Raw genomic sequence first — 20,863 nt, 5'->3', positions numbered from 1 at the left:
GCTCTCTTCACCATCCGCCGGAGACGCCCAAGCATTCTCCCGTAACGACAGCGGCCGCATCCGAGGCCAGATACAAGGCGCAAGCGGCCACCTCTTCCGGCTTGACGAACCGTTTGATCGCCTGTTTGTGCAACAAATGCTTGTGCAGGGCTTCCTCCCGGCTGATCTGTTCCGTTTCCGCCAGATGTTGCAGTTGGTTTTGCACCAACGGCGTATCCACCGCACCCGGCATGACGGCATTGACGGTAATCCCGAATTCGGCCACTTCCAGCGCAACGGTCCGCGTCAATCCCACTACACCGTGTTTGGCGGACACATAAGCGGATTTAAACGGGGAAGCGGTACGTCCGTGAACAGAGGAAATGTTGATGATGCGGCCGAACCGTTGCCGTTTCATCACAGGCACCGTATATTTGGTCAGCAAAAAAGGCCCGGTCAACATGACATCGATCAGTTGTTTCCATTTTTCCAACGGAAAATCTTCCACACGGTCGATATGTTGCAAGCCGGCATTGTTGATGACGACGTCGATCCTTCCGTGCGTCTCCACGATTTGTTCCACCAGTGAGCGAACCGATGTCTCCCGGGTTACATCCAGCATATGTCCCTCCGCCGACCCACTTGTTTGATCCGCGATGCGCCGAGCCGCGTCCGAGGCGGCTTCCCCGTTTAAATCACCAATCACCACATGATCACCATTGTTTGCAAACGCCTCCGCGATACTGTAGCCAATGCCTCTGGCCGCACCCGTCACCACCACGACACGTCGTTGGTTCACAATGTCCTCCCCCTTTTTCCTTACGTTTTGGGATGCCTTTTCCTTCACTCTGTTACGCAAACGGAAGGTCACTTTTGGGACGGTTGTTGCTTTTGGTCATTACTGATCCATATTGTCATCATCCGCTTCATTTTCCGCGAAAGTGTGATCCCGTTTCGCCATCTCACACCCAACCGGTCAACAAGGCCATGCCGATCATGACTGGTACGGCAAGCGTTTTGATGACTGTCACCGCAGAGAAGTCAGGTTGACACTTCACACGGCTAAAGTACCACAGGCACTGCCTATGGTCGCCGTGGGATTCTTGAGTGGTGAACGCCCTCAGTCCATTTCTGTTTCGGGCAACCCTCAAGCCAAGGGCTGTGTCATCAGCCCGTCCCACCCGGTTCGCACGTACCCGGATGGGCGGCACACCTGTGACCAACGGAAGTGCCCGTGGTATTATCAGTGTGCCGAACTACTAACCTGAAATGGCTTGGGCGATGTTGATCGCTCCAGTCAAATCATCGTGGATGGTGTATCCGCACGGTTTGCACTGGAAGCGGATGCCGCATCGGTTCGCTTTTTCTCGATGACCGCACTTACAGGTTTGGCTGGTGTATTCGGGGTCGACGATCTCTACCCGAATGCCCGCAGGTTGGTGCCTGTGTGGGTGACAGCGTTTACATGCATGCTATACAGAAAAGCCCGGGAATACCCCGGGCCAATGTTCATCATCCCAATACTTTCATCACTTTGCGAACCGATTCCGCCGATTTGTCCAACGCTTGTTTCTCTTCCTCGGTCAAATCCAGTTCGATCACTTTTTCCAGTCCGTTGCCACCGATGATCGTCGGTACGCCGAGGTACATGTCATGGTATCCGTATTCGCCTTCCAGATAGGCGATGGCCGGCAGGATGCGCTTTTTGTCTTTCAAAATCGCTTCAGCCATTTGCACCAGCGATGCGGCGGGGGCATAGTAGGCACTGCCTGTACCCAGCAGGTTGACAATTTCACCGCCGCCTTTGCGGGTGCGCTCGACGATGGCATCCAGACGCTCTTTCGGCAGGAGTTTTTCCAGCGGAATGCCGCCTGCATAGGAGTAGCGGACCAGCGGTACCATGTCGTCACCGTGACCGCCCAACACAAATCCGCTCACATCTTCAACGGAGACGCCCAGCTCTTGTGCAACGAAAGTGCGGAAGCGCGCAGTGTCCAATACGCCGGATTGCCCGATGACGCGGTGCTTCGGGAATCCGGACGTCCGGTACACCTCGTAGGTCATGGCGTCCACCGGGTTGGTCAATACCAGCAAAATGCTGTCGGGCGAGTATTTGACCACCTGCTCGGTGACGGAGCGCATCACTTTTGCGTTGATGTTGACGAGATCATCCCGGCTCATGCCCGGTTTGCGCGCCACACCGGCGGTGATGATCACCAAGTCGGAGTCAGCCGTTTCGGCGTAATCGCTCGTTCCGACAATATTGGCGTCAAAGCCCTGCACCGGACCGGCTTCCAACATGTCCAGCGCTTTTCCTTTGGTCGGTCCTTCCGCTTCGGGGATATCCACCAACACGATATCGCCCAATTCTTTTTGCGCCAGCATGAGTGCGGTGGTGGCACCTGTGAATCCCGCACCGATGACGGAAATTTTTCTTCTCCGGATGGCCATCTGCCTTTCCCCTCCTGTCAGAGTTTGTTACCCGGACACATTCCGAATCCGCTTGTTTGTTTCGTGAAATCACAGATTGTCGATCAGACGATCGGCAAATTCGGAGCATTTCACTTCGGTGGCGCCTTCCATCAGGCGTGCAAAGTCATAGGTCACCGTTTTTTGGCTGATCGTTTTGCTCATCGCGGCGTAAATCCGATCTGCCGCTTCCTGCCAACCGAGATGCTCCAACATCAGCACGCCGGAGAGAATGACCGATCCCGGGTTGACTTTGTCCAGACCCGCGTATTTCGGCGCGGTTCCGTGCGTGGCTTCAAAAATCGCATGCCCCGTGTCGTAGTTGATATTGGCTCCCGGCGCGATCCCGATGCCGCCCACCTGCGCCGCCAAGGCGTCGGAAATATAATCTCCGTTGAGGTTCAGTGTGGCGATCACATCGTACTCTGCCGGACGCGTCAGGATTTGTTGCAGGAAGGCGTCCGCGATCGAGTCCTTCACGATCACTTTGCCCGCTTCCTCGGCCTCTTTTTGCGCTTGGTTGGCCGCTTCCACGCCTTTTTCCGCCTTGATGCGGTCATATTGCGCCCAAGTAAAGGTTTGATCGGCAAATTCACGTTCCGCCAACTCGTATCCCCAGTTTTTAAAGGCACCTTCCGTAAATTTCATGATGTTCCCCTTGTGTACCAGGGTGACGCTTTTGCGTCCGTGCTTGAGCGCATAGTTGATGGCCGCCCGCACCAATCGTTCCGTTCCCTCCCGTGACACCGGTTTGACACCGATTCCGGCCGTTTCCGGGAAACGGATTTTTTTCACACCCATCTCCTCTTGCAGGAAACGGATCACTTTTTTCACTTCTTCAGACCCGGCCGGCCACTCGATCCCGGCATAGATGTCTTCCGAGTTCTCCCGGAAAATGACCATATCCACCAGCTCGGGATGCTTGACCGGTGACGGCACGCCATCAAAGTAACGCACCGGGCGCAAGCACACGTAAAGATCCAATTCCTGTCTGAGCGCCACGTTCAACGAGCGAATCCCACCACCGACCGGTGTGGTAAGCGGCCCCTTGATCGCAACGTAGTATTCGCGTACCGCTTGAAGTGTCTCTTCCGGCAACCATTGGCCGAAACGGTTGTATGCTTTCTCCCCGGCATACACTTCGTACCATGCGATCTTTTTGGTGCCTCCGTAAGCTTTTTCCACGGCGGCATCCAAGACGCGACGGGCAGCCGCCCAAATGTCCGGGCCTGTCCCGTCACCCTCGATAAACGGGATGATCGGATGATCCGGAACATGCAATTTTCCGTTGTCGACAACGATTTTTTCACCGGTGGTCGGTTTCTCCCAGAGTGCCATGTCAACCCCTCTTTCTGTTGCTGTATCTCAAAAAACAGGGGACAGGATCAACCCGCCCCTGACGATCTCCTGTTTGCAATCGCTTACCGTTGATCGATCGGAATATACGAACGATTGGACGGTCCCGTGTATTCTGCACGAGGACGGATCAGACGGTTGTTGGCGTATTGTTCCATTACATGCGCGGTCCAGCCCGATACGCGGCTCATCGCGAAGATCGGGGTAAACAGATCGCGCGGGATGCCCAGGTAGGTGTAGACGGAAGCGGAGTAGAAGTCCACGTTTGGCTTGAGGCCTTTTTCCCGGTCCACCAAGCGTTCAATGTGCGTGGACATCTCATACCATTTCTTTTCACCGGTCAACTCGGCCAATTGCCGGGACATCTCGCGGAGGTGTTTGGCTCGCGGATCACCGTTTTTGTACACGCGATGGCCGAAACCCATGATTTTTTCCTTGTTGTCCAATTTCGTCCTGATATAGGATTCCACACGATCCAGCGATCCGATCTCCTCCAGCATCGCCATCACGCGTTCGTTGGCGCCCCCGTGCAGGGGACCCTTCAAGGTGCCGATCGCAGTGGTGATCGCCGAATACATGTCCGACAACGTCGCAGTGGTGACGCGGGAAGCAAACGTGGAAGCATTCAATTCATGATCGGCATGAAGAATCAGCGCTTTGTCAAACGCTTCCACCGCCACGCGATCCGGTTCCTCACCAGTCAACATGTAGAGGAAATTGGCCGCAAATCCGAGACCTTGCTTCGGAGCGACGGGTTCCAGCCCCTTGCGCATCCGGAAAAACGCAGTGATAATCGTCGGAATCTGCGCCGTCAGCTTGATCGCTTTTTTCTCATTTGCTTCCGCACTGTTGTCGTCTGCTTCCTTGTCGTACAATGCCAATGCCGAAACGGCAGTGCGCAATACGGCCATCGGATGTGCGCCTGTATTCGAATACACTTTCAACTGTTCCAATAATTCCGTCGGCAGTGCAGCAGATTGATCCAACTGCCGTTTCAGTTCGTCCAGCTGCGCACGCGTCGGCAGATGGCCTTTCCACAGCAGGTACACGACTTCTTCAAAACTCGCCTTTTCGGCCAGCTCGTCGATGTCGATACCGCGATAGGTCAAGACGCCGTCAATAATCGAGCTGATCTCGGAAGTTACCGCTACTACGCCCTCCAATCCCTTCGCAACCGTCATATGATCGCTCCTTTGCTTCTGGTATACACTGTCAGGGGACCATCGTCGCATCGCCCCGAAATAGAACGGATCATATATTTATTTTTATTACAATTCGATTATACGAAATCGCCCGTCGGTTGACAGCCTTTGTTCGGGATTGCACAACATTCACAATCTTCCCATTGATTCGTGTAACAACCGACCGAACATCTCTTCACGATCCGCACCGGGGCAATCCCCCGCAGTCTGATATTGTTTTATCTCCGTATTTCCCTGAACCCCGCCTTCTTTAGTGTAACACAAAAATAACACTGTTGGCATCCATCATCGCAAACCTTGTCGAAACCAGATTGTGATGGTTGTAACGTTTTGAATGCTTGGATGCGGAGAAGAAAATGGTATAATCATTCATATCAACTGCAAGCAAGGGGGAGCGCCATGGCACAGCATCCCGGGGTGGGTATCGCGATCCGTGCCGCCGTCGTTTTGCTCGCGATCATCACGGCCTATTATATACTGAGCTTTTTGATCCCATTGGTATATCCGTTCTTGATCGGCTGGGTGATCGCCCTGCTGATCCAACCTCCCGTCCAATTTTTGGAACGGCGACTTCGCCTTCCCCGATGGTTGGGCGTATTCCTGATCCTGTTTCTTTTTGTCGGCTCGATCATCACGGGATTATTGATTCTCATCGCCCAAATGGTACTGGAACTGACGCATTTGGCCCAGCGTCTGCCGGTTTATCTGCAATTTTTCAATCAATACTTAGTGGATATACTCACCAAGGATACCCAGTTGTCCCGCATTATCGACACCGTCCAAAACTATCTCCAGCGCAATCCGGAACACAAAGCTCAAATCATCAGCAGTATTCAAAGAAACCTGGACGTGTTGGCCAACAAAGGAACGGAGATGATCACCGATTTCATCTCGGGTGTCGGATCGTTCCTCGGTGACTTGCCTTATATTGCCACCGTGATTGTATTCATCGTGTTGGCCGCATTTTTTATCGGGATCGACTGGCCTCAACTGCGCAAGCGCATGCTGGGCATCATCCCCAATCGTGCGCGCAAAACGGGCGGCATCATTATGCGAGACCTGCGCCATGCGTTGTTTGGATTTGTTCGCGCCCAGTTTACATTGATCACGATCACAGCTACCATCATCCTGATCGGTTTATTGATCCTTGGAGTCAATTATGCGTTGACGATTGCGCTGATCGCACTCCTGCTCGACCTGTTGCCGTATATCGGGGTCGGCTCGATTCTGGTTCCCTGGTCGATATACCTCTTGCTGATCGGCGACTACCATCTGGGAATCGGGATTGCCATATTGTACGGTGTCATCGTGGTTGTCCGGCAGCTGTTGGAACCCAAACTGGTCGCTTCCAATGTCGGTCTGGACCCGCTGCCCACCTTGATCGCCCTGTTCGTAGGACTCAAATTGTTGGGATTCATCGGTGTCATCATCGGCCCGGTTACGGTGGTCATCCTGATGGCTTTGTACCGTGCGGGAGTGATGAGAGACATCTGGCGATTCATCGTACAGGGTTTCAAAGTCGAGACGTGAAAAAGATAAACCGTTTCCCACCGGGAATGTTGGATTGCCGATGGGAAACGGTTTTTTTCGGCTTAACAGCCTTATCATCGCCGGTATGACCAATGAAGGCGGCCACTGAATTTTTTCAACAGCCAACGCTTGAGCCACAACCGGGCAATGCCGCGGGTATATGGAATCAGCAGGAATATCCCGATCACATCGCTGAAAAAACCGGGAATCACAAGACAAACGCCGCCCATCAAGATACACAGGCCATCCAACAGCGTTTCTCCGGGCATTTCACCGTTTCGCAATTGGATTTGCAACAAGCGCCATGTTTGCCATCCCTGTTGTCGTGCCAGATATGCCCCGAGCAGACCGGTGCCCAGTACGAGCACTATGGTCGGCATCGGTCCGATCCAGTTGCCGATGGCGACCAATCCGGCTATCTCCAGAACAGGAACGACGATCAGCGCCAAGAGGACCCATCGTAACATGAAATACTCTCCCCTTCAAGCGTTTGCTCCACCAACAGCCGGTACAGTTCCGGATCATCACGTTGGATGTTGACCCGCTTCATCTCACGGTTTACCCAGATGTGCGTGGTGGAGCCGACTGTCAACAGCCGGTTGTCATCACGTCGAACCACTTCATATCCAAACCGGATTTTGCTTCCGGTCAACTCCTTCACAACGGTGCGCACGATCACTTCTTCATCATAATGGGCTGGAGACAAATACCGGCAATGCACGTCCACTACCGGCAATAACAACCCTTTTTCCTCCAATTCCCGGTAAGAAGTGCCCAACTCGCGAATCATTTCGGACCTTGCCACTTCAAACCAAACGATATAGTTGGTGTGATACACCACGCCCATTTGATCCGTTTCTTGATAACGAACGCGAATGGTGGTTTCAAACACACGCCGATTTTCCATGTACGATTCCTCCACAACGACTCTATTGGTGTGGTATGAGCAAGCCGGACAGTATGTAAGGCTATTATAACAAAAATGGTGAGCAATCCCGTCATGATCTGGGATCTTCTTCGATATTTACATATTTTGATGCAAAGAAACACATAATGTGAATAGCCAAAAGTGAAGGTTCCGGATACAATAAAAGTACAAACCAAATGAACGGATAACTTGGTGAAGGGGAAAGGAGTGAGGCCGATGAAATTGGCTCGCAGAAGAAAGCGGCGCAAACGGTTGCGCCTTTGGATCTATCCTCGTTTGCGCGTCATTTGATCGGGCTTACTGCCATTATCAAAAAAAATCGTTCCGTCTGCCGGGACACCCTGATTTTCAAAAACGAGGGACCGATTCGCTGTGCACGTTCAGCGGAACGGTCCCTTTTTGAACTGTTAAAGCACTTTGGCCCGTCCGGAGTAGATTTGTCCCCGGTCGGAATCGACTGTGATCTCCATACCGTCTTTCAGGATTTCCGTGGCGTTTTCCACACCGACGATGACAGGGATGCCAAGGCTCAATCCCACCACCGCCGCATGAGAAGTCAGACCGCCTTCTTCCGTGATCACCGCGGACGCCCGTTCAAAGGCATCCATCATATCCCGATCGGTCGCCGGCGTGACGAGAATCGCACCATCCACCATTTTTTCACGCAGCTCTTCCGCTGACCGTCCCACGACTACGGTTCCCGTAACCACTTGCTTGCCGACCCCTTGTCCGCTCGCCAGCACATCGCCGATTACATGAACCTTCATCAGGTTGGTACTACCGGACTGACCGCTGGGAACACCTGCCGTGATCACAACCAGATCACCGTGGCGGACGTATTTGGAAGCCAATGCCGAACGAATCGCCACCTGCAACATTTCATCCGTATTGGTTACCTTGGTCCCTTTGACAGGATACACGCCCCAAACCAGCGACAGCTTGGCCATCACCCGATCATTGGGCGTCACGGCGATGATCGGCGTTCGCGGACGGTATTTGGAAACCATGCGGGCAGTAAATCCGCTTTCGGTAGACGTAATGATCGCCGACGACTGCAGGCTTTCCGCGGCGTGAACCACCGCCTGACTGATGGAATCGGTGATGCTGATTTCCTGCTCCAAACGGCGCTGACGAAACAGATCTCGATACCGGAGCGCTCTTTCCGTCCGCAGGGCGATTCGGGCCATCGTTTCCACCGCTTCCACCGGATATTTTCCTGCGGCCGTTTCTCCCGACAACATCACCGCATCCGTTCCGTCCAAAATGGCGTTGGCGACGTCGCTCGCCTCCGCCCGCGTCGGACGCGGGTTACGCTGCATCGAATCCAACATCTGCGTGGCGGTAATCACCGGTTTGCCGAGATTGTTGCATTTGCGGATCATCTCTTTTTGCACCAACGGCACTTCTTCGGCAGGAATCTCCACACCCAGATCGCCGCGAGCAACCATCAAGCCGTCGGCCACTTCCAAAATCTCATCCAAATGCTCCAGGCCTTCGCTGTTTTCGATTTTGGCGATGATCTGAATATCGGCATGGTGCTCTTCCAAAATTTTGCGGATTTCCAGGACATCCTCCGGTTTCCGCACGAACGAGGCGGCAATGAAATCGACCCCTTTTTGGATACCAAACACGATATCCTCGGCATCCTTGGACGTAATACCCGGAAGATTCACCTTCAGACCGGGAAGATTGACCCCCTTGCGATTCTTCAGCAAACCGCCGTTGGCCACGCGACAATGGATCTCGGTTCCTTCCACCGCTTCCACGTCCAACCGAATCAAGCCGTCATCGATCAAAATGGTGGAACCCGGTTGCACATCGGCCGGCAGTCCCTCATAAGAAACCGATACACGTTGGGCATTCCCCAGGATGGGTTCCGTCGTCAGGGTCAACCGGTCTCCCGTTTTCAGCTCCGCTTCTCCGCCTTGCAGCTCACCTGTGCGAATCTCCGGCCCTTTGGTGTCCAACAGGATGGCAACCGTTTTTCCCAATTCTGCTGCCGCCTGTCGGACCGCATCGATGCGCCGGCCGTGCTCTTCGTGCGAGCCGTGGGAAAAGTTGAGCCGTGCCACGTTCATCCCGGACAAAATCAACCGTTTCAGTGTCTCCGGATCTTCACTGGCCGGTCCGATCGTACACACGATTTTCGTCTTTCGCATCCTTCTCCCCCTCTTTTCGTCAAATGGCCAAAATGCCCGCAAGATCATACAGCGACAAGTCAGGTTGATGTTTCATACGGAACGCTTCGTCAAACGGTATGCCGACGATGTCTCCTTTCTGGATGGCCACCATCTGATCCTTTTTCCCTTCCAACAACAATTCGACCGCTTTGGCACCCATCCGGCTCGCCAACACCCGATCCATGGCGGTCGGCGATCCGCCGCGCTGAATGTGCCCCAACACGGTGACGCGGGTTTCCAATCCCGTCCGCCGTTTGATTTCCTCAGCCACTGTTGCACCGTCGGACACACCTTCGGCCACGATGATGAAGCTGTGCTTTTTGCCCCGACGATTACTGCGATTCAACCGTTCCACGATTTCATCCCAGTCAAACGGTGCTTCCGGAATGATGATGGACTCGGCACCATCCGCCAATCCGGCCCACAACGCGATGTCTCCGGCGTCGCGTCCCATCACTTCGATGATGTACGTACGCTCATGGGAAGTGGCCGTATCCCGGATTTTGTCGATGGCGTCGATCACCGTGTTGATCGCCGTGTCAAAACCGATCGTGAAATCGGTACCGGGGATGTCGTTGTCGATGGTGGCAGGAACACCAACAGTGGGGAATCCGTGCGCCGTCAATTTTTGTGCGCCGCGGAACGACCCGTCCCCGCCGATGACGACCAAACCGTCCACTCCGTGCTTCTTCAGCTGTTCCACCGCTTTTTGTTGACCTTCCTCCGTTTTGAACGCTTCACAACGGGCGCTGTATAAAATCGTGCCTCCCCGATGAATGATATCACCGACGGAACCCAACTGGAAAGGAACAAAGTCCCCTTGAATCAGTCCGCTGTATCCGCGGTACACCCCCAATACTTCCAATCCATGATGAACGCCCTTTCTCACGACGGCGCGAATGGCGGCATTCATACCGGGTGCGTCCCCGCCACTGGTCAGTACAGCAATGCGTTTCATCCTGTTCCACCTCTCGTATCATGTTGTGTTATTAATCGGGATGATGAAGCATCCACGTTTTTTGCCCTAAGGGACATTTTGTGTCCCACATAACCAAAAAGAGAAAAGACCCGACCGCCGGATCGTCAAAAACAACATGATGGCGGACCGGAAACCGTTTCTGCCAAAAGAACTCGGGCAATACGGCTCCGGTCATCATCCGTGAGATTCCGAGGTACCTGTTCCCCGTACGCTCCTGAACTGCTCAAGCTCCAAAAAACGCTCAAGCTCAAAAGTGGCTCTGCGGAAAAAGAACACCCGCTTCTGAGAGAACCAAATCACAGGTGCATCTTGCACCGAACAGGGAAAAGAGAACGGGCAGTTCTCACACCACGCTGGTGTAAACTCCGATCCTCGCATATTTATTGTACCGCTCTTCCCGCAATTCTTCACCATCCATCTGCAACAAATCCGTTAATTCTTCCTCAATCGCTTTTTTGATCTCCGCGGCCTGTGCGTCCGGGTCTTTGTGAGCGCCTCCCTTGGGCTCAGGAATGATCCGGTCGATAATCCCCAGCTCTTTCAGATCCTGAGCCGTGATTTTGAGCGCCTCAGCCGCTTGTTGGGCATGCGCCGCATCCCTCCACAAAATGGCAGCCGCACCTTCCGGCGATATGACGGAATAATACGCATGCTCCAGCATCAGCAAGCGGTTTCCGACACTGATCGCCAATGCGCCGCCGCTTCCGCCTTCCCCCGTAACCACGCAGATGATGGGCACGGTAAATCCGGCCATCTCGCGCAGATTGCGGGCAATCGCTTCACTTTGCCCCCGCTCCTCCGCTTCGACGCCCGGATGTGCCCCCTGCGTATCCACAAATGTGATGATCGGCCGCCCGAATTTATCCGCCTGTTGCATCAGACGAAGCGCTTTGCGGTATCCTTCGGGATGCGGCAGACCAAAGTTGCGGGCGATTTTGTCCTTGGTATCTTTCCCCCGCTCATGCCCGATCACTGTCACCGGTCGTCCGTTCAGTTTGGCGATGCCGCCGACGATGGCAGGGTCATCCCCATACAGACGATCTCCGTGCAACTCGACGAAATCGGTGAAAATGCGACGAATATAATCCAATGTCGTCGGACGGGAGGGATGTCGGGCAATCTGCACTTTTTGCCACGGTGTCAGATTGCCGTAAATCTCCTGCTCCAACCGCTCCGCCCGTGCCTCCAACGTCCGGATCTCTTCGGACAGGTCCAGAGAGGATTGTTGGGTAAATTTTTTGAGCTCGGCAATCTTTTCCCGCAGTTCGGCGATCGGTTTTTCAAAGGGCAAATATCCGTTGCTCATCCGTGTTCCCTCCCGTACGCGTGCAAATCCAGCAGACGAATCAGCATCTCACGCATTTCCGTGCGAGGTACGACCATGTCCAATTGGCCGTGTTTCAGCAAAAACTCGGCCGTCTGAAAGTCTTCCGGCAGTTTTTGCCGCACCGTCTGCTCAATCACCCGTCGACCGGCAAAACCGATCAATGCACCAGGTTCTGCGATGTTGATGTCACCGAGCGAGGCGAAACTGGCGGACACACCACCGGTGGTCGGGTTGGTCAGCACGGAAATGAACAACACTTTCTCCCTGTGCATCCGCTCCAGGGCCGCACTGGTTTTGGCCATCTGCATCAGGGAGAGAACCCCTTCCTGCATCCGTGCGCCGCCTGAGGCGGAAAACAGGATGAACGGATACCGTTTCGTTGCCGCTTTTTCCGCTGCGCGAGCGATTTTCTCACCAACGACGGAACCCATGCTCCCCATCCGGAAACGGGAGTCCATCACACCGATCACCGCCGGATAGCCACCGATTGTGCCTTCCCCCGTAACCACGGCCTCATTCAAATTGGTTTTCTCCATATCCGACTTCAGCTTTTTGCGGTAATCGGGAAAACCCAGTGGATCTTCGGAGAGCATGTCCACGTCGTACTCGAAAAATCGTCCTTCATCCACGGTGGCACGAATGCGCTCCGGTGCAGACATCGAAAAATGATAGCCGCACGTTTTGCAGACCTTCAGGTTTTTCTCCAGCTCTTTGTTATACATGATCGTGCCACACTTCGGGCACTTTTGCATGATGCCCTCGGGAATTTCCCGTTTGGCCTGTTCCGAAGGAATGGTGATGGTCGCATATTTTCGTTGCTTCTTGAACAGATCCTTTAACACGTTAACACCTCATCCGCACATAAACTCAGCTTTCATTTTACAAGATGGAACACAGTACCTCTTGTGCTTCGTCCAGCTCACCGCCGGGAACCGGCACTTCATATTGGCCGGCTCCATGATGTGACGGACGAATCCGTTCCAAAACCCTTCCGATCCCATCTTCTCCCGGGTCCTTTCCGCCGTTGACCGAGCGGGAACGAGGTATATCACCGTCCACACAGGCTTCCTCCAAACTCGCCCTGCATCGGAGTCATCATAGCACAGCCGGAAAAACTCCCGCAACGCCCTTGAAATACCGAGACTTCCAACCTCTTGTACTCCGGGCAGAAACAACCTGAGGGAGTGATTGACAAAGCCGTGAAGCGCTGTCGACCGATCGCGGTATCGGATGCAAATATTTCCTTGCTCCCTGTTTCGCTTTGTCCAACAGCGGCTCGCGGACAAAATGGTTCGCTCTTCTCCGGGGTCCACGATCATCGTCACGCACTCGTAGTGGCGAGATCTGCCCGCATCAGGTGATGCTTCATCGCTTCCGCTGCCCGCTCCGGGTCATGCGATGTGATCGCTGCCAGCACCTCCCGGTGTTCCGCCAACGCTTGCAGGGGCTGGCCGGGCCATGATAAAGCGGTTGGGAGTATGCATTGACTAAATTGAAGGATGGGATGCCACACACGCGACAACAGCCGATTTTTGGCGGCTGAGACGATCTGTCGGTGAAAAGTGAAGTCTTCTGCGACCGGGATTTGGTTTCGCCTGATCGTTTCCTCCATCTTTTCCAGTATATCCGACATTTGTGCAATTTCTTCGGCAGTGACGCGTTCGGCTGCCAGCCGTGCCGCATCCATCTCCAACAACAGACGCATCTCCAGCAAATCTTGTTGAGACCGTTCTTCACGCAAAATATAGAACGCCAGAATATCAACCCAATGATGAGCATCATGCCGGTTCAAAAACGTTCCTTCGCCTCGACGCGTCGTGATCAAGCCGAGCAACTCCAACGCACGCAACACTTCCCGCACGGAGGAACGCCCTGCTCCCAGCCGTTCGGCCAACTCCCGTTCCGAAGGCAAACGGTCCCCCGGCTTTAACCGGTCCTGTTCGATCAAATGATGGATGCCGTGCAAGATGGTTTGAAACTTGCTGGACCCCACCTCCGGCAACATGAATTTCCCACCTTCCTCATCCGTCCGCGGTTTCCTCTGGATTGGGGCGCGTCAGGCGGATGGTGCGCTCATAGATTTCTTGTACATCCACATGAATGCGCGCCTCACCCGTTTCCATTGCCGCCTTGGCCACCGCCATCGCCACGTGTGGCGCCACCCGCGGATCAAACGGTGCAGGTATGACGTAATCCGGCCGCAATTCGTCTTCACTGATCAAATCGGCGATCGCATACGCCGCCGCGATTTTCATCTCTTCATTGATCGCCCGGGCCCGCACGTCCAGAGCACCACGGAAAATGCCCGGAAAAGCGAGCACGTTGTTCACTTGGTTGGGAAAATCGGAGCGTCCCGTCCCCACCACTTTCGCTCCGGCCGCATAAGCATCTTCCGGCATGATTTCGGGTACCGGATTGGCCATCGCAAAGATGATCGGGTCCCGGTTCATCGAAGCAACCATCTCCTTGGTAACGGCTCCTTCGACAGACACCCCGACAAACACGTCCGCCCCTTTCAACGCATCGGCCAATGTGCCCCGGACCTTGTCCCGGTTGGTCATTTGGGCCAAGGATTCCTTCATCGGGTTCATCCCGTACGGTCGACCCTCATAAATGGCCCCCTTGCTGTCGCACATAATCACGTCCCGTACACCCATGCGCAACAGCAATTTGACGATGGCGATCCCGGCCGCTCCGGCCCCGTTGGCCACAACGCGAATCTCTTCCATCTTTTTGCCGACCACTTTGAGGGCGTTGAACAACCCCGCCAGCGTCACGATCGCCGTACCATGTTGGTCGTCATGAAACACCGGGATATCAATCTCATCTTTCAACCGTTCCTCAATGATGAAACACTTCGGTGCCGCGATGTCCTCCAAGTTGACGCCGCCGAAAGTGGGAGCGAGCAACTTGACCGTTTCGACGATCTTATCGATTTCCGTGGAATCGATGACCAGTGGAAACGCATCCACACCGGCGAACGATTTGAACAGCACGGCTTTTCCTTCCATCACTGGCATGGCTGCATGCGGACCGATGTTACCCAATCCCAATACGGCCGTCCCATCCGATACGACGGCCACCAGATTTCCTTTCATCGTGTAATCGTACACCTTGTCCACATCGCTGTGAATCTCTTTACAAGGCTCGGCCACGCCCGGAGAATACGCCAGACTGAGATCGCGGGCATCATGGACGGGAACCTTGGATTCCACGCGCAGTTTTCCCTGGTGCTCCAGATGCAGCCGCAAAGATTCTTCACGCAGTGATGACAATATCCATCCTCTCCTTTTATGTACCCCCCGGTGGTCTGACCACTTCAAAGTATAATTATTATACCAAAAGAGATAGTGGGAATAAAACGATGATCCCAGATTTGTCAACGGTTGATCGGTTTTTTGACAACCGAGGGGAATTCATTTTCCAGGTGGGTCACAGCTTTCTGTCACGCCCGGTGCAGATGGGTATTGGAAAACTTCTCCGGATATTTTAGTCCGAAGCCGAAGAAGCGATCCATACCGATGTGGGCAATCCAAATCAATGAAACCGGGATGATCCAAGAAGGAAATGCACTGATGTGACCCAATGCGAAAATCGCCAATGGTAACAGGTACGTATGCCCCGCGTTGTAGATCCAACTTCCCGTGCGTTTACAGAAAAAGCCGTCTGAAAGCCCACGGCGACCATAGGAAGTACCCTAGGGGTATTTGAATCGTGGGATGAAAAGGCGGCGTTGCTCGGTATCCCCTTTTGGGGATGGTAAGAGCAACCAATTTGTTGTATAATCGAACGTATGAGCGGTGCTCATCCACTGGTAGTGGGCTTGTTCCTGTGTACGTCATGGTATGAGGTTCCAGTGGCGAACAAATCTCTCCCACTGGATGAAACCATGAGAGTGAGCAAAAAGAACTAGCGTACTGGTAATACCACGGGCACTTCCGTTGGTCGCAGGTACGCCGCCCATGTGGGTACATGTGCCCGGTGGCGCAGAACCATATGGGACGGGGTGATGACACACCCCCTAGCTTGAGGGTTGCCCGAAACAGAAATGGACTGAGGGCGCTAACCACTCAAGAATCCCACGGCGACCATAGGGAGTGCCTGTGGTACTTTAGCCGTGTGGAGTGTCAAATCCAGTCCAACATTTTTTGAATACCTCTCCGATCTGTGTTTGATACTTTTGCCCGGCCAAATAAAAATGGGTCTATCGTCAATTCCACTATTTCACGGATCGTTTTGTCTCCGATACCCGGCAGACTCAACATCCATTTGTTCCCGCACCATAACCATTTGTACGGACATCACGTTTCATCCCTGTTTGGTTTCATCACCAGTTCCGATTCCTTCCAAGCATCTGCTTTGGTTTGTCGTCATCCATTATCGCCACCACTGATTTTGCTCAAGCAAGGTTGTCGCCACCCCGCATTCCCGTTCAAACCATTGTCGCATCTGCGTCTTCATCACCAAAAACTTCGATGCTGCATGGGAGACACCGATCAAGGACATCAGAATTGCAGGGACGTAGTCCATCATCTCACGAAAGCGCCTTCTGCCGTAGTCATTGTCCACCCGGCAATGAATCTCACCGGTCACGTATGCTTGGGCACCTTCTCTCGAAACAGCTCGTTCAACGCCCTTTCCATCTTGGATAACAGCACCGCGTTTGTCCCTCCCCTTTGGCCATCGAACCTAACAACATCATAACCGAAAATACACAATATTAATTCGATTGTAATAGGAAAGGGATTTTGAAAAAAGATGAAAAGAGAAAAATTCATCATCTGGAAAAGATCTATCAACAAAAAACACCACACCGGCTTTCCGCGCGACCGGAAGCCGGTGTTGTTGTACGGATTCTCCTTTATTGATCCTTATCCAGTCCGGTGGATTCATCCCTATCCGCCTCATATCGCTCCATGTCGGGGTGACGGTGCGCGATCCGGGCGGAAGCGGCCGCCGCCACTCCGGCCACCAGATCATCCAAAAATACATGGATGCGGTCGCTTCGGTGATTCAACCGTTTCAAGATGCCCACTTTGATTTTGTCCAAATAGCCGAAGCTGGTCAGTCCGATCGTCCCGTACACGTTGATGATGGAGAGCGCCAGGATTTCATCCACACCGTAAAGCGGCTCATCGATCTCCATCATCGTTTGCAAGGGTTGCGGCAATTTCTTTGCTTCCGCCAGTTCATCGAGGGCAATTCCCGTGAGGAGCGCATTCTGGACTTCTCTTTTTTTCAGGACGTGAGCTACGCTTTCCACGCATTCATCCAAGGATAATGTATCGTTGTAGGGCCGCTGGAGCTCGTAGACGATCTTCCCGATCGCTTCCAGCGACACTCCCCGCTGCTCCAACAGTTTGACCACATGGCGATAAAACACGCCACCCACCTCTTCCAAAAACGAATCGTTCCCTATCCTATGCGCCGGAGGGAGACGTGGTACCACTTCGTCTCACGATTTGAACCGCGTGTTTTCCTAGGATGGCCTCGATTTGCGCTTGGCATTCGTCTGTGGGTTCGATGCCGAATTTCTCGGTGGGCAGCGCCAGCAGCTTTCGCGTACGCTCATAATACAGATAAACAGGCACCTCTCCGCGGTGGGCGAGCAGAACGCGTTTCAACGCTTCCAAGCGGTTTTTCTCCTCGCGATCCGCCGGGATGCGGACATACGCACGCCGGTCGTCCGTTTGTCGGGCGACATCAGGGCGTTGGGCCAATGCCTCCAAATTTTCCACCTTGTCGGCCAAAATCTTGACGCCGTTTTCATGATGGTTTACTCTTCCCGTCACCAGCACGGGCCGGTCCAGTCGCACCGTTGCACGATACCGCTCCAACACGCGGGGGAACAGGATCACTTCCACCTGCACCCCGCCATCCTCAATCTCTGCGAACGCCATCGCCTCGCCGCGCTTTGTGGTGATCGGCTTCACTTCGGTGATGACGCCCGCCACGGTCACCGTTTCCGATTCGCGGCATTCATCCAGTTGCGCAGCGGTATGGGTGGCATACGCCTCGATCACGCGGCGGTAAGGTTGCAGGGGATGGCCGGATACGTACAATCCCAGCAATTCCCGCTCCAGCTCCAACTTCTCTTTTTCCGAAAACGGGGTGACATTCTCGTAGGAAAAACGGGTACGCGGTTTCACGGGTTCGTCATCCCCGAACAATCCCAGCTGATCGTCGGACCGGTTTTTCTGCACGGAAGTGCCGTACTCCATCGCTTCATCCAACATGGCCAGCCATTGAGCGCGGTGACCGGGAAACGCGTCCATCGCTCCGCATTGGATGAGCGCTTCCAGTACCCTGCGATTGCAGACACGCAAATCCACCCGCGCGCACAAATCAAACAAGTCGCGAAACGGACGCTTTTCCCGCTCCCGAATCAACGCGCGGATCGCACCCTTGCCCACGTGTTTGACTGCGGCCAGTCCGAAGCGGATCGCACCGTCTTCCACCGAGAACGCAGCAGCGCTTCGGTTTACATCCGGCAACCGGACGTCAATGCCCATACGGCGGCATTCCTCGATGTATTCGGCCATCTTCCCGTGACTGCCCATCACCGTTGTAAGCAAAGCAGCCATATACGCCAACGGATAATGCGCCTTCAGATACGCCGTCTGGTAGGCCAGCACGGCATAAGCGGCGGAGTGACTGCGGTTGAATCCGTAGTCGGCGAATCGGACGATCAGGTCATACACTTTTTCGCCTGTCTCCTCGTCATATCCGTTGGCGACACATCCCTTTACAAATGCGGTGCGCTGTTCGTCCAACAACGCCCGGTTTTTCTTGGAGACGGCCCGCCGGAGCAGATCGGCCTGCCCCAAAGTGAATCCGGCCATCCTGGCGGCGATTTGCATGATCTGTTCCTGATAGACGATAATCCCGTAGGTATCGCGCAAGATCGGCTCCAGATCGGGGTGCGGATACTTTACTTTTTCCAACCCGTGCTTGGCACGGATAAACCGGGGAATCTGATCCATCGGACCCGGACGGTACAAGGCCAATACGGCGATCAGATCTTCAAAGTGAGAAGGTTTCAGTTCCCGGAGCACCTTTCGCATCCCCGCCGACTCCAATTGGAATACGCCAATCGTTTCACCACGGGAAAGGAGCGCGTACGTTTGGGGATCATCGTACGACATGCGGCTGAAATCGATTGATTTGCCGTGATGCTCCCGGATCAACTCGATCGCCCGCCCGATCACCGTCAAGTTGCGCAATCCCAGAAAATCGGCCTTGAGCAACCCGATCCTCTCCAGTACTTCCATCGGATACTGGGTCAGCCTGCCTCCATCATGCCCTTCCTGCAACGGTGTGTGTGCCGTCAACGGCTGATCGGCAATCACCACTCCGGCGGCGTGCGTGGAAGCGTGACGGGGAAGCCCTTCCACCTGCCGCGCAACCTTCATCAACTCCGCAATCCGGGGATGGTCGTCGCACAGCTGTTGCAACCGCGGTTCCGCGGCAAACGCTTTTTCCAGCGTCATGCCCGGTGCCGACGGAATGAGTTTCGCCGCCCGATCCACATCGGCGTACGGTAACCCCATCACCCGGCCCACGTCCCGTACCGCCGCACGGGGAGCCATCGTACCAAAGGTGATAATCTGGGCGACACGATCAGCGCCGTATTTGCGCGTCACATACGCAATCACTTCATCCCGCCGCTCGTAATCGAAGTCGATGTCAATGTCGGGCATCGAAACCCGCTCGGGGTTCAAAAAGCGTTCAAACAACAGACCGTACCGAATCGGATCTATATTCGTAATCCGCAGCACGTATGAGACGAGGCTGCCCGCCGCCGATCCGCGCCCGGGTCCGGTCATGATCCCCTGCTCACGGGCAAACCGAACGAAGTCCCATACGATCAAAAAATAGTCGCTGAACCCCATCCGCTCGATCACGGACAACTCATAGTCCAGCCGCCGCTTCGCTTCCGCGGTGGGGGTTCCGTATCTCTCCCGCAAGCCGCGTTCGCACAACTTCCGCAAATACGAAGCGGCCGTCTCCCCGTCCGGTACGGGAAATCGCGGCAATAACCGTTGTCCCAGCGGAATCTCCACATGGCACTTCTCCGCGATCCTTACGGTGTTGGCCAGTGCTTCCGGCACATGGGCAAACAGACGGCCCATTTCTTCCGCCGATTTCAGGTAAAACTGATCCGACGGAAACCGCATCCGGTCCTCATCTGCCAAACGCCGCCCAGTACCGATGCAGAGCAGACAGTCGTGCACACCATGGTCCTCTTGTCTGAGGTAGTGCACATCGTTGGTGGCAATCAGCGGAATACCCGTTTCCCGGCTCAGCTCGATCAAAAACCGGTTCACCTTTTGCTGTTCCGGCATGCGATGATCCTGCAGCTCGAGAAAAAAGTGGCCTTCTCCGAAGATCTCCAGATATTCCCTTGCCAACCGTCGCGCATCCGAGTACCGATCCTGAAGAATCGCCTGCGGAATCTCCCCGGCCAGGCAGGAGCTGGTGGCGATCAAGCCGCCTGAGAGTTCCCGCAGCACGCGTTTGTCGATCCGGGGTTTGTAGTGAAACCCCTCCAGATGGGCGATCGTGGAGAGTTTCATTAAGTTGCGGTAGCCTTCGTTGTTTTTGGCGATCAGCAACAAGTGATACATCCGGTGATCCCGCGGGGACGGACGTTCATGCAAATCGCCGTCCGTCAGATAACATTCGCACCCGATGATCGGCTTGATTCCCGCAGACCGGCATGCTTCGTAAAACGGCACCACCCCGTACATGGCACCATGGTCCGTGATGGCCAACGCCGGCATACCGAGCCGCCGGGCTTCCTCAACCAGTGCATCGATCCTGGCGGCACCGTCCAACAAACTGTATTCGGTATGTACGTGCAGATGCACGAACGAGGTATTCATTTGAACCACCCGCCGGTTTCCGACTTTT

17 protein-coding genes and 2 pseudogenes are annotated in these 20,863 nt (G+C 54.4%); 1 reads left to right on the top strand and 18 read right to left on the bottom strand.

What is annotated here, in order from left to right; translation table 11 throughout:
- Positions 1-7: 7 nt before the first annotated feature.
- The 5 genes and pseudogenes from JQC72_RS05635 to citZ form a co-directional block, all read right to left on the bottom strand.
- Entirely contained in the window at positions 8-778 is a 771-nt protein-coding gene (locus JQC72_RS05635; protein ID WP_205493631.1) for a 3-hydroxybutyrate dehydrogenase, read from the bottom strand.
- A gap of 163 nt (positions 779-941) precedes the next feature.
- Positions 942-1,415 (bottom strand): annotated as a pseudogene (locus JQC72_RS16820) (zinc ribbon domain-containing protein); the annotation flags it as partial.
- Positions 1,416-1,491: 76 nt separating this feature from the next.
- Complete coding sequence (gene mdh / locus JQC72_RS05625; RefSeq protein WP_205493630.1) at positions 1,492-2,430, bottom strand: malate dehydrogenase; 939 nt, start codon at positions 2,428-2,430, stop codon at positions 1,492-1,494.
- A gap of 69 nt (positions 2,431-2,499) precedes the next feature.
- Entirely contained in the window at positions 2,500-3,786 is a 1,287-nt protein-coding gene (gene icd, locus JQC72_RS05620; RefSeq protein WP_205493629.1) for an NADP-dependent isocitrate dehydrogenase, read from the bottom strand.
- Positions 3,787-3,869: 83 nt separating this feature from the next.
- Positions 3,870-4,985: a citrate synthase gene (gene citZ, locus JQC72_RS05615; RefSeq protein ID WP_205493628.1), complete on the bottom strand. Its 1,116-nt coding sequence runs from the start codon at positions 4,983-4,985 to the stop codon at positions 3,870-3,872.
- 420 nt (positions 4,986-5,405) lie between these two features.
- On the opposite strand from citZ, the gene ytvI reads away from it, so the two are divergent.
- Positions 5,406-6,536, top strand: a complete 1,131-nt coding sequence (ytvI, locus tag JQC72_RS05610) for a sporulation integral membrane protein YtvI (RefSeq protein ID WP_205493627.1) — start codon at positions 5,406-5,408, stop codon at positions 6,534-6,536.
- Between the two features lie 74 nt (positions 6,537-6,610).
- Here the strand turns inward: ytvI and JQC72_RS05605 are convergent, their stop codons facing one another.
- The 13 genes and pseudogenes from JQC72_RS05605 to JQC72_RS05545 all read right to left on the bottom strand — a co-directional run bounded on the left by JQC72_RS05605 (position 6,611) and on the right by JQC72_RS05545 (position 20,835).
- Positions 6,611-7,003 carry an FxsA family protein gene (locus JQC72_RS05605; RefSeq protein WP_205493626.1) on the bottom strand — a complete coding sequence of 131 codons (393 nt, stop codon included), beginning with the start codon at positions 7,001-7,003 and terminating at the stop codon, positions 6,611-6,613.
- Positions 6,976-7,443 (bottom strand): acyl-CoA thioesterase, encoded by a 468-nt coding sequence (locus JQC72_RS05600; RefSeq protein ID WP_205493625.1) that lies wholly within the window; start codon positions 7,441-7,443, stop codon positions 6,976-6,978. The genes JQC72_RS05605 and JQC72_RS05600 overlap by 28 nt, the downstream gene beginning before the upstream one ends.
- A 428-nt stretch (positions 7,444-7,871) precedes the next feature.
- The gene (gene pyk / locus JQC72_RS05595; RefSeq protein WP_205493624.1) at positions 7,872-9,623 is read right to left on the bottom strand and encodes a pyruvate kinase; all 1,752 of its coding nucleotides are present in this window, start codon (positions 9,621-9,623) and stop codon (positions 7,872-7,874) included.
- Positions 9,624-9,642: 19 nt separating this feature from the next.
- Positions 9,643-10,602 carry a 6-phosphofructokinase gene (pfkA, locus tag JQC72_RS05590; protein WP_205493622.1) on the bottom strand — a complete coding sequence of 320 codons (960 nt, stop codon included), beginning with the start codon at positions 10,600-10,602 and terminating at the stop codon, positions 9,643-9,645.
- A gap of 364 nt (positions 10,603-10,966) precedes the next feature.
- On the bottom strand, positions 10,967-11,929 hold the full coding sequence (locus JQC72_RS05585) for an acetyl-CoA carboxylase carboxyltransferase subunit alpha (protein ID WP_205493619.1): 963 nt from the start codon (positions 11,927-11,929) through the stop codon (positions 10,967-10,969).
- Positions 11,926-12,792: an acetyl-CoA carboxylase, carboxyltransferase subunit beta gene (gene accD / locus JQC72_RS05580; protein WP_205493618.1), complete on the bottom strand. Its 867-nt coding sequence runs from the start codon at positions 12,790-12,792 to the stop codon at positions 11,926-11,928. The genes JQC72_RS05585 and accD overlap by 4 nt, the downstream gene beginning before the upstream one ends.
- 37 nt (positions 12,793-12,829) lie before the next feature.
- The gene (locus JQC72_RS05575) at positions 12,830-13,009 is read right to left on the bottom strand and encodes a hypothetical protein (RefSeq protein ID WP_205493616.1); all 180 of its coding nucleotides are present in this window, start codon (positions 13,007-13,009) and stop codon (positions 12,830-12,832) included.
- A 262-nt stretch (positions 13,010-13,271) separates the two neighbouring features.
- Positions 13,272-13,955 (bottom strand): FadR/GntR family transcriptional regulator, encoded by a 684-nt coding sequence (locus JQC72_RS05570; RefSeq protein ID WP_205493614.1) that lies wholly within the window; start codon positions 13,953-13,955, stop codon positions 13,272-13,274.
- Between the two features lie 16 nt (positions 13,956-13,971).
- Positions 13,972-15,225 carry an NADP-dependent malic enzyme gene (gene ystJ / locus JQC72_RS05565; RefSeq protein ID WP_205493612.1) on the bottom strand — a complete coding sequence of 418 codons (1,254 nt, stop codon included), beginning with the start codon at positions 15,223-15,225 and terminating at the stop codon, positions 13,972-13,974.
- Between the two features lie 170 nt (positions 15,226-15,395).
- Positions 15,396-15,593: pseudogene (locus JQC72_RS16815) on the bottom strand (DUF4260 family protein); the annotation flags it as partial.
- 734 nt (positions 15,594-16,327) lie between these two features.
- Positions 16,328-16,543: a hypothetical protein gene (locus JQC72_RS05555; RefSeq protein WP_205493610.1), complete on the bottom strand. Its 216-nt coding sequence runs from the start codon at positions 16,541-16,543 to the stop codon at positions 16,328-16,330.
- A gap of 268 nt (positions 16,544-16,811) precedes the next feature.
- On the bottom strand, positions 16,812-17,333 hold the full coding sequence (locus tag JQC72_RS05550; RefSeq protein WP_205493608.1) for a phosphatidylglycerophosphatase A family protein: 522 nt from the start codon (positions 17,331-17,333) through the stop codon (positions 16,812-16,814).
- Between the two features lie 37 nt (positions 17,334-17,370).
- Complete coding sequence (locus JQC72_RS05545; protein ID WP_205493606.1) at positions 17,371-20,835, bottom strand: DNA polymerase III subunit alpha; 3,465 nt, start codon at positions 20,833-20,835, stop codon at positions 17,371-17,373.
- Between the last annotated feature and the right edge of the window lie 28 nt (positions 20,836-20,863).

It is taken from the genome of Polycladomyces zharkentensis (genome assembly GCF_016938855.1).
GTDB classification, from domain to species: domain Bacteria; phylum Bacillota; class Bacilli; order Thermoactinomycetales; family JIR-001; genus Polycladomyces; species Polycladomyces zharkentensis.
Note: the sequence above shows the minus strand (reverse complement) of the source record. Positions and strands in the feature narration are given on the sequence as shown.

What these genes read in the sequence shown, in the direction of transcription:
- mdh (WP_205493630.1), bottom strand. Translation starts at nt 2,430, where the DNA reads ATGGCCATCCGGAGAAGAAAAATTTCCGTCATCGGTGCGGGATTCACA.
- icd (WP_205493629.1), bottom strand. Translation starts at nt 3,786, where the DNA reads ATGGCACTCTGGGAGAAACCGACCACCGGTGAAAAAATCGTTGTCGAC.
- citZ (WP_205493628.1), bottom strand. Translation starts at nt 4,985, where the DNA reads ATGACGGTTGCGAAGGGATTGGAGGGCGTAGTAGCGGTAACTTCCGAG.
- ytvI (WP_205493627.1), top strand. Translation starts at nt 5,406, where the DNA reads ATGGCACAGCATCCCGGGGTGGGTATCGCGATCCGTGCCGCCGTCGTT.
- JQC72_RS05605 (WP_205493626.1), bottom strand. Translation starts at nt 7,003, where the DNA reads ATGTTACGATGGGTCCTCTTGGCGCTGATCGTCGTTCCTGTTCTGGAG.
- JQC72_RS05600 (WP_205493625.1), bottom strand. Translation starts at nt 7,443, where the DNA reads ATGGAAAATCGGCGTGTGTTTGAAACCACCATTCGCGTTCGTTATCAA.
- pyk (WP_205493624.1), bottom strand. Translation starts at nt 9,623, where the DNA reads ATGCGAAAGACGAAAATCGTGTGTACGATCGGACCGGCCAGTGAAGAT.
- pfkA (WP_205493622.1), bottom strand. Translation starts at nt 10,602, where the DNA reads ATGAAACGCATTGCTGTACTGACCAGTGGCGGGGACGCACCCGGTATG.
- JQC72_RS05585 (WP_205493619.1), bottom strand. Translation starts at nt 11,929, where the DNA reads ATGAGCAACGGATATTTGCCCTTTGAAAAACCGATCGCCGAACTGCGG.
- JQC72_RS05570 (WP_205493614.1), bottom strand. Translation starts at nt 13,955, where the DNA reads ATGTTGCCGGAGGTGGGGTCCAGCAAGTTTCAAACCATCTTGCACGGC.
- JQC72_RS05545 (WP_205493606.1), bottom strand. Translation starts at nt 20,835, where the DNA reads ATGAATACCTCGTTCGTGCATCTGCACGTACATACCGAATACAGTTTG.